Genomic DNA, 9,958 nt, shown 5'->3' on the forward strand with positions numbered 1-9,958 from the left:
CAGCTCCACCAGCGGCAGCATCTCCGGCGAGATCCGCTCCGCACCCACCGGAATCAGGTTCTCGGGCACCTCAACCGCTTCAGCACCGGACGCCCTCGCCAATCCGGCCGGCGTCGACGCCTCGAACAACACCCGCACCGACACGGACACGCCCCGCGCCCGCAGCCGGTCCACCAACGACACCGCCAGCAGCGAATGCCCGCCCAGCCGGAAGAAGTTGTCGTCGACGCCGACCGACTCAAGACCGAGCACCTCGGCGAACACCGAGCAGAGGATCTCCTCCTGCACGGTGGCGGGGGCACGGCCCGCGCCTGTGACGTACTCCGGCGCGGGCAGGGACTTGCGGTCGAGCTTGCCGTTGACGGTCAGCGGCAGTTCGTCCAGTGTCACGAACGCTGCCGGGACCATGTACTCCGGCAGCCGCGACGCCACCACGTCCCGCAGGCCGTCTGTGTCGAGGCCGGCATCGGCGTCCGTGGCCACTACGTAGGCGACCAGGCGCTTGTCGCCCGGAGCGTCCTCACGCGCCAACACCGCGGCCTGTCCAACGTCCGGCTGAGACAGCAGCACGGCCTCGATCTCGCCCGGCTCGATCCGGAAGCCGCGGACCTTGACCTGCTCGTCGGCCCGCCCGCCGAAGACCAGTTGACCGTCCACGGTCCACTTGGCCACGTCACCGGTCCGGTACATCCGCTCACCCGGCAACCCGAACGGGCAGGCCACGAACCGCTCACCCGTCAGACCCGCACGGCCGACGTAACCGCGCGCCACACCGGCACCGGCCACGTACAGCTCACCCGCGACACCCACCGGCACCGGCTGCAGCGCCTCATCCAGCACGAGCAAGCGGCCGTTGGCGATCGGCGTGCCGATCGACGGCACATCCCCCGGCATCAGCGGCTGCGACATCGACGCACACACGGTGATCTCGGTCGGGCCGTAAGCGTTGATCAGCCGACGCCCCGAAGCCCACCGCTCCACCAGACCCGCGTCCAGCGCCTCACCAGCAGATACGAGCGTGGTGACCGAGTCCAGGTCGCCGGCGTCGAGAGCGCCCAGTACCGCCGGCGGCAACGTCGCGTGCGTGACGGAGTGCCGCGCCACGACCTCCACCAACCCACCCCCCGGCAGCAGTTCCTCCGCCGACGCCACCACCAGAGCCGCACCCGAGCACAGCGCCATCAGCACCTCGGACACCGCCGCATCGAAACCGATCGACGCGAACTGCAACACCCGAGAGCCCGGCTCCACCGCGAACCGCTCGATCTGCGCCGCCACCAGATTCAGCGCCCCGCCGTGGGTCGCCGCCACCCCCTTCGGCACACCCGTCGACCCCGACGTATAGATCACATACGCCAGTTCCATCGGTGTCACCGTCACCGTCGGCGGGCTCGTCGGCAGCTCGTCCAACTGCGCCTGAACCTGCGGCTCGTCGAGCCACACAACCGGCACGCCGCTCAGTGTTTCGGCCAAGCCCTCGGTCGCCGAGCGGTCCGCCACCACGAGCACCGCACCGCCGTCGCCGAGCATGAACTCCACGCGCTCGACCGGCAGTTGCCCATCGATCGGCAGATACGCCGCCCCCGCCTTCCACACTCCGAGGATCGCGGTCACCAACTCGGCCCCGCGCGGCAGACACACACCCACCACGGACTCCGGGCCCACACCCATCCCGCGCAGATGGTGCGCCAGCCGATTCGCCGCCGCATCCAACTGCGCGTACGACAGCTCGACCCCTTCGGCCACCACTGCCACCGCATCCGGTGCGGCGTCCACCCGTTGGCCGAAGAGCTCGATGACGGTGTCCGCCGGGCCTGCGACCGCGGTGTCATTCCACCCGACGAGCACCTGGTCCCGCTCAGCCGCATCAATGACCTCGACCGCATGCAGCCGCACGTCGGGCGCCGCCGTCACGTGTTCCAACGCCCGGGCGAACCAGCCCGTCAAGCGTTCGGCGGTCTCCACCTCGAACAGGTCCGCCGACGCGATCAGCGACCCACGCAGCCCGGCCGGACGTCCTTCCTCGTCCAGCACCTCCGCCAACGACACATCGAAATCGAACTTCACCGACGTCGTGGACACACCGACCGCCGGCTCCCCGGCGCCGACACGGGCGCCGGCCAACTCCAACCTGGCGCCGTCGACGTTCTGCAGCGTCAGCATCACCTGGAACAGCGGGTGCCGGGACAGCGAACGCTCCGGCGCCAGCTCCTCCACCAACCGCTCGAACGGCACATCCTGATGCGCCAACGCCCCCAGACTCGCCTCCCGCACCCGCCCCAACACCTCACGGAACTCCGGATCACCCGACAGATCCGTACGCACCACCAACGTGTTCACGAAGAACCCGACGAGATCGTCCAGCGCCTCGTCGGTACGTCCCGCGATCGCAGACCCGATCGGCACATCGGTGCCCCCACCGAGCCGTGACAGCGTCACCGCCAACGCCGCCTGAAGGACCATGAACACCGTCACGCCCTCGGCCCGCGCGAGGTCCACCACCCGCTGATGCACCTCGGCCGACACCCGCAACGGCACGCGATGCCCCACATGCGTCGCCACCGCCGGACGCGGCCGGTCCACCGGCAGCACGATCTCCTCCGGCACCCCGGCCAGCGTCCCCCGCCAGTACTCCACCTGCTCCGACGGCAGACCGCCCGGCTCCCCCTCCTCCCCCAGCAACTCCCTCTGCCACAAGGTGTAGTCGGCGTACTGCACCGACAATGGCTCCCACACCGGAGCCTCGCCCTGCGACCGCGCCGCATACGCGACCGACAGGTCCCGCGCCAACGGAGCGGTCGACCAACCATCGCTGGCGATGTGATGCACCACCACGACCAGCACCCGCTCATCCGACCCGGCCTCGAACAGCCACGCCCGGATCGGCAGCTCCGCCGACAGATCGAACGCGTACCGCGACGCCTGGCCCACGGCGTCGGCCAGTTCCGCGGGTGCCACCCGCGCGACCTGCAGGTCCCCGTGCGGATCCTGGGCATCCAGGATCCGCTGGTAGGGCTCGCCGTTCACCGCTGGGAACAGCGTGCGCAGCGACTCATGCCGGGCGATCACATCACGCAGTGCCGCACCCAGAGCGGCGACGTCCACCTCGCCGGTCAGTGACACGACCATGGGGATGTTGTACGTCGGGCTCGGCCCCTCCAACTGGCCCAGGAACCACAACCGTCGCTGCGCGAACGACAACGGCACCCGCTCCGGACGTGTCCCCGCCGCCCGCAACGGTGTCCGAGCCTGCCCCGCCTCGGCCAAGCGCGTCGCGAGACCGGCCACGGTCGGTGCCTCGAAGAGCACCCGCAGCGGCAGCTCGACACCCAGAATCGTGCGGATCCGCGACACCAACCGGGCGGCCAGCAGCGAATGTCCGCCCAACCGGAAGAAGTCGTCGTCGACCCCCACCGACTCAAGCGCCAGCACATCCGCGAACGCCCCGCACAGGATCTCCTCCTGCACCGTGGCCGGCGCGCGGCGCGCGGACACACCCATGGCCGCATAGTCGGGAGCGGGCAGGGCCGAGCGATCCACCTTTCCGTTCACCGTCAGCGGGAAGCGCTCGAGCAGCACCACCGTCGAGGGCACCAGATAGGCGGGCAGCGTCTCGGCCACGGACTCCAGCAGCGACTCCGCCGATGTGTCCGCGTCCTCGGTGAGCGCCGCGTAGGCCACCAGCCTCTTGTCGCCCGGGACGTCCTCGCGGACGATCACCTCGGCCTGGGACACCGCCGGATGTCCGGCGAGCGCGCTCTGAACCTCGCCCAGCTCGATCCGCATTCCGCGGATCTTCACTTGCTGATCCACCCGGCCCACGAACGACAGCACGCCGTCCTGGCGCCACACGACCTGGTCGCCGGTCCGGTACATCCGCTCCCCGGGCTCGAACGGGCAGGCGACGAAGCGCTCGGCGGTGAATCCCGGCCGTCCCACATACCCCCGGGCCAGCCCGGCTCCAGTCGTGTAGAGCTCACCGGGCACACCCACCGGCACCGGGTTCAGCGACGCGTCCAGAACGTAGATCCGGCTGGCCGCCACCGGACTCCCGATGGGCACACTGCGCCCATCTCCCGGGCCTGCCACCGGGTGCGTCGTGGTGAACACCGTGCACTCGGTCGGGCCGTACACGTTCGTCAGCGCGGTTCGCGGCAGTTCGCCCGTCACACGGTCGCAGTGCGCGGGAGAGAGCACGTCACCGCCGGCCCACACCTGACGCAGACCGGCGAGAACCTGAATGTCGGCGTCCACCACCTCGTGGAACAGCCCGGCCGTCAGCCACGCGGTGGACACCCGGTGAGCGGACACGAAGTCGCCGAGCTCCGCCACCGACAGCTCGCCCTGCCCCGGAAGCGCCAGTGTCGCGCCGTTCAGCAGCGCGCCCCAGACCTCCAGGGTGCTCGCGTCGAACGACACCGAGGCCAGCTGACTCACCACATCCCCCGCGACCACACCCACATGCCGCGCCACCCGGTCGACGCCCTGGTGCAGAATCACCACGCCCTTGGGCACACCTGTGGACCCGGAGGTGTAGATGATCTGCGCCGGATGCTCGGGGCGCAGTTCACGCGGCAGCGGGCCACCGTCCAGCCCGGCCAGTTCGCCGGCCGTGGCGGGATCGTCCAGCTCCACCACCGGCACGTCGAGTCCCTCGAAGACGGCGCGCGCGGATCCGGTGGCCACCACCGCGACGGCCGCGGAGTCGGACAGCATGAACGAGATCCGCTCGGCCGGATACTCGGTGTTGACCGGTACGTACGCGCCGCCCGCCTTGAGAATCCCCAGCCACGCCACGATCAGCTCGGCGCCGCCGTCCACGGCCACTGCCACCGCCGTCTCCGGTCCCACTCCCAGGTCGGACAGATACCGCCCGAGGCGATTGGCACGCTCGTCCAGCTCCGCGAAACTCAGTGTGAACCCGCGCCCCACCAACGCCGGCGCGTCCGGCGTCCGCGCCACCTGCGCCTCGAACAGATCCGGGACCGTCCCCAGGGCTCCTTCGACCGCGGTGTCGTTCCACTCGACGAGCGCCCGGTCGCGCTCCATCGGGTCCAGGACGGCCACCGCGGTCAGCGGGGTGTCCGGGTCACCGTCCAGCACCGTCGCGAGTTCGGCGACCACGTTCGCCAGCGCAGTGCGGAGAGAACGGCCCACCACCTGAGGATCGATGCCATCGGCCGCCAACAGGCTCACGCTCAACCCCGCGCCGCCGAAGTCGTTGACCGAGACCGTCACCGGGTAGTTGGTGCGCTCCCGGACAAGAACGTTGCGGATGCCTTCCATCGGCCGCCGACCAGTCTGTTCCCCGCCGGTCGGGCCCTCGGCAGCGCCGGTGATGTGCCGGTAGTTGAACAGCGAGGTGAACAGCGGGGTGTCGCCCGCGATCCCGCTGGCCCGCTGCGCCACCGCCAATGGAGCATGCTCGTGCTCCAGCAGTCCCGCCAGCTGATCCCGCATCCCCTCGACCGTGGCCCGCACTCCGACCCCACCGGCCCGTACCCGTACCGGCAGGGTGTTCATGAACGGGCCCAGCACCCGGTCAGCACCTGCGCCGGCATTCATCCGGCCGAACAGCACCGTGCCGAACACCACGTCGTCACGCCCGGACAGCACCCCCAGGACCCGTGCCCAGGCCACATGCAGCACGGTGGCAGGGCTGACCCCCAACTCCCGTGCCACCCGCCGCAGTCCGTCGGTGACCTCATCCTCAATGGTCACCAGTGCCTCGGTCACCCCGCTGCCGTCGCCGCGTACGTCGAGCACCCCGTACGGGACGGTCGGCTCGGTCACATCACCGAGCAGCTCGGCGAAGTACCGCTCATGCTCGGCCCGGGACACCGCACGCGTCTGCGCCACGAAGTTCCGGAACGGCATCGCCGGCGCCAACTCGTCCGCGTGGCCCGTGAGCACCGCCCGCAGTTCCTGCAGCAGCACGTCCATACCCAGGTGGTCCTGGAGCAGGTGATGCATCCGTACGACAGCCAGCCACCGGCCCTCGGGCAGCTCGGCCACGTGCACATCCATCAGCGGCGCCCGGCCCAGGTCCATCACCGGTCCCGCGAGGGCGATCAAGCGCTCCGACGCGCGGGCAGGCTCGTCCGCATCGGCCTCCAAGACGTTCTCTACGACCGGCAGTTGTGCCTGCCGCCACACCACCTGAACCGGCTCGCGCAGGCCCTCCCACACCACACCCGTGCGGTAGATGTCATGCCGGTCCACGACCTGCTGCAGCGCACCGACGAACGTGTCCAGCCGGGTCCGGGAGCCGAACTCCACGACGCGCGCCGTCAGATAGACATCCCCACCCTCGTCCGCCATCAGGTGGTGGAAGAACATCCCCTCCTGCAACGGCGCCAGCGGATAGATGTCCGCCACGTTCGCCGCTCCGCCGTCGACCGCCGCGACCACCCGGTCGATCTCCTGCTGCGAGAGCTCGACCAGCGGCAGCATCTCCGGCGTGATCCGCTCCGCGCCGATCGGGATCAGATTGTCCGGCACGTCCACTGATCCGATGCCCGTGGCCCTGGCCAACCCGGCCGGCGTCGACGCCTCGAACAACGCCCGCACCGACACCGACACGCCCCGGGCCCGCAGCCGTTCCACCAACGACACCGCCAGCAGCGAGTGTCCGCCCAGCCGGAAGAAGTCGTCGTCGACCCCCACCGACTGCACACCCAAGACGTCGGCAAAGGCCGCGCAGAGGATCTCCTCCTGCACCGTGGCCGGCCCCCGGCCCGCACTCGCGGCGTACTCCGGCACCGGAAGCGCCCTGCGGTCGAGCTTGCCGTTGACGGTCAGCGGCAGTTCGTCCAACGTCACGAACGCAGTCGGGACCATGTACTCCGGCAGCCGCGACGCCACCACGTCCCGCAGAACACCCGCGTCAAGGCCGATCTTACTGTCGGCAGGCACCACGTACGCGACCAGGCGCTTGTCGCCCGGGACGTCTTCCCGCGCCAGGACCGCGGCCTGCGCCACCTCGGCATGAGCTTCCAGGACGGCCACGATCTCGCCCGGCTCAATCCGGAACCCACGCACCTTGACCTGCTCATCGGCCCGGCCGGCAAAGACCAGCTGGCCGTCCGCGGTCCACCTGGCCACGTCACCGGTCCGGTACATCCGCTCACCGGCGGAACCGAACGGGCACGCCACAAACCGCTCACCCGTCAGACCGGGCCGACCCACATACCCGCGCGCAAGCTGCGTCCCACCGATATACAGCTCCCCGGCCACTCCGACAGGCACCGGCTGCAATGCCTCATCCAGCGCATACAGACGGGTGTTCGCGATCGGCCGCCCGAACGGCACCGGACCCGGACGACCCGCGTCGACCACCTCGGCCGCCACCATCACCGTCGCCTCGGTCGGCCCATACGTGTTCACCAACCGACGCCCCGCCGACCACGCCCGCGCCACCGACTCACCAATCGCCTCAGCACCCACCAGCAGGGTCTCCACCTGCGCCAGATCCCCCGGCTCCAACACCCCCAGCAACGACGGCACCACACTCGCCGCCCGCACACCCTCCAATTCCGCCAGCCGCCGAGGCTCTTCCCGCTGCTCCTCCGACGCCACCCACAACGTGGCACCCGACGACAACGCCACCGCGACATCAAGCACCGAGGCGTCGAAACTGAACGACGCGAACTGCAACACACCCACACCCGGACCCGCACCCATCACCGGCCCGAACACCGACACCAGATTCACCAGGGAACCGTGGGATACCGCCACGCCCTTCGGCGTTCCGGTCGAACCCGACGTATAGATCACATACGCCAACCCCGACGGGGCAATACCCACTCCGGGCGCGGTATCGGGGTACTCCCCCAGCTCGTCGAGGACATTCGCGGCCACCACGACACCCACGCCGGCGTCCGCCAATATGAACTCCGCCCGTTCCAGCGGCAGTTCGCCATCCACGGGTACGTACGCCGCCCCCGCCTTCCACACACCCAGAATCCCGGCGATCATCTCCACACCACGCGGCAGACGAAGCCCCACCACCGACTCCGAACCCACACCCCGACCACGCAACCAATGCGCCAGCCGATTCGCCCACACATCCAACTCGCCATACGACAGCTCGATGCCCTCCGACACCACCGCCACCGCACCCGGAACCGCAAGCGCCTGCGCCTCGAACAGCTCAGGCAAGGTCACCGAATCAATGGCGGCCGCCGTGTCGTTCCACTGTCGCAACACCACGTCACGCTCATCGGCACCCACCACATCCACCGCGTGCAGCCGAACGTCAGGCGTCGCCGTCACCGACTCCAGCACCCGCACGTACCGCTCGACCATCACCTCGGCCGAGCCCACATCGAACAGATCCGCCGACGCGATCAACGACCCACGCAACCCGGCCGGACGCCCCTCCTCGTCCAACACCTCCGACAACGACACATCGAGGTCGAACCTCGCCGCTCCCGTCGTCGGTCCGTCCGCGGCCCGCGGCTCCCCTCCCGTACGCCCGCCCGTACGCCCGATGTCCTCCACCGTCAGCATCACCTGGAACAACGGGTGCCGGGACAGCGAGCGCTCCGGGGCCAGTTCCTCCACCAGCCGCTCGAACGGCACATCCTGATGCGCCAACGCGCCGAGACTCGCCTCCCGCACCCGAGCCAGCACCTGCCGGAACTCCGGATCACCTGACAGATCCGTACGGATCACCAACGTGTTCACGAAGAAGCCGACGAGATCGTCCAACGCCTCGTCCGTACGCCCCGCGATCGGCGACCCGACCGGGACATCCGTCCCCGCCCCAAGCCGGGACAACGCGACCGCCAACGCCGCCTGCGCCACCATGAACACCGTCACGCCCTCGGCACGCGCCAGCTCCACCACCCGCTGATGCACCTCGGCCGACACCCGCAACGGCACCCGACGCCCCACGTGACCGGACACCGCAGGACGCGCCCGATCCACCGGCAACGCCAACTCCTCGGGTGCCCCGGCCAACTCCTGGCGCCAATACTCCACTTGCTCCGACAGCAGGCTGTCCGGGTCGGCCTCCTCCCCCAGCAACTCCCGCTGCCACAAGGCGTAATCCGCGTACTGCACCGGCAACGGCTCCCACGACGGCGCCTCACCACGCAGCCGCGCCGCGTACGCCTCCGAGAACTCACGCCGCAGCACACCCAACGACCAACCGTCGCCGGCGATGTGATGCACCACGACCACGAGGATGCGGTCATCGGGTCCGGCTTCGAACAGCCATGTCCGGATGGGCAATTCGGCGGCCAGCGCGAACGTGTGCCGCGAGGCCTGCGCGACCGCCTCGCCCAGGCCCTCGGACGCCACCCGCGACACATCGAGGTTCCAGTCCAGGTTCTGCGGGTCGAGGATGCGTTGGCACGGCTCACCATCGATGGCTGGGAAGAGCGTGCGCAGCGACTCGTGCCGACCGATCACGTCCCGTAGCGCGGCGTCCAACGCGGCGACATCCACCTCGCCGGTCAGCGACACCACCATGGGGATGTTGTACGTCGGGCTCGGGCCCTCCAGTTGGTCCAGGAACCACAGCCGCCGCTGCGCGAACGACAACGGCACCCGCTCCGGACGCGTCTCCGCCGCCCGCAACGGTGTCCGAGCCACCCCTGCTCCATCGGCCAGACGGGCCGCGAGTCCGGCCACCGTCGGCGCCTCGAACAGCGTGCGCAGCGGCAGCTCGACCCCGAGCACGGCACGGATCCGCGACACCAAGCGCACCGCGAGGAGTGAGTGCCCGCCGAGCCGGAAGAAGTCGTCGTCCACTCCGACGGCCGTCTCCAGCCCGAGGACGTCAGCGAAGGCCCCGCACAGGATTTCCTCCTGCACCGTCGCCGGTCCCCGACCACCTCCCACGGCATACTCCGGCGCCGGCAGTGCCTTGCGGTCCAGCTTCCCATTCACCGTCAACGGCAGCTCGTCCAGCGTGACGAAGGCGGCGGGCACCATGTACTCCGGCAGCCGT

1 protein-coding gene is annotated in these 9,958 nt (G+C 69.9%); it reads right to left on the bottom strand.

Annotated elements, in window-relative coordinates:
* A partial coding sequence (locus IEZ19_RS48280) for a non-ribosomal peptide synthetase (RefSeq protein ID WP_189317721.1) occupies positions 1-9,958 on the bottom strand: 9,958 nt, incomplete at both ends.

Source organism: Streptomyces brasiliensis (assembly GCF_014647875.1).
Taxonomy (GTDB): domain Bacteria; phylum Actinomycetota; class Actinomycetes; order Streptomycetales; family Streptomycetaceae; genus Streptomyces; species Streptomyces brasiliensis.